The following is a 651-nucleotide window of genomic DNA, read 5'->3' as shown; positions in this document are numbered from 1 at the left end:
CCCATATTTTCGGGCAATGTACAGCCAGTCCTCAGCTTTTTCCTTACGGGGATTGCGTTTGATAATAAAGCTTGCATGGTTTTCTAGGAGAATAATGAGATTATCCCGGCTGTCATTTCCGGAATCAAGCCTGAAAAGCAATGGCTGATCTGTTAGTTTCCGGGCAGATTGAATGGTTTCTTGGATGAAATTTGGTGTACCTTTTTGGCAGTGGACACTTCCCTTTCGCATCTCAACATGCAGGCAGTAACCTTCCTGTCCCATGTAAGCGAACATAGGGGCATAACCGTCACAGCCTTTATAGGTTCTTTCGACACCTTCCTTTTTTGTCTTGGAGTTATCGAAAGGGGAGACATCCAGATCAACCGGGATATACGGCTTGTCTTTGGCGTAAACCGGGCTGATTTCCGCATTTGTATGGCGAATCAGATCCAGCGATTCTTCGTGCAAGATCGTTTTCCATTTTTCCACCAAGGCGGCCTGGTCCAATCGTTGCCTGAGAGTCGGGCTGGAAGGAACCCTCTGGATATCCAAAGCCAGTGCAAAAAAAGCATCATCACGGAAGGTTTCAATATTGTCATAATCACTTTTTACCTGGCAAAGCAAGCCGATATAAGATTTAGCCACATCGCCATTGGAACAAGCCGGATA

The 651-nt window shown here is 45.9% G+C and carries 1 protein-coding gene; it reads right to left on the bottom strand.

Translation table 11 applies throughout. The annotated features are described in order from the left end of the window. Nucleotides 1–651 (bottom strand): transposase (locus IC21_RS10080; protein ID WP_035180860.1); only part of this gene is annotated, 651 nt, incomplete at both ends.

The sequence above is a fragment of the Heyndrickxia coagulans DSM 1 = ATCC 7050 genome, assembly GCF_000290615.1.
Taxonomy (GTDB): Bacteria; Bacillota; Bacilli; order Bacillales; family Bacillaceae_C; genus Weizmannia; species Weizmannia coagulans.
This window is presented reverse-complemented; position numbering and strand designations above follow the sequence as displayed.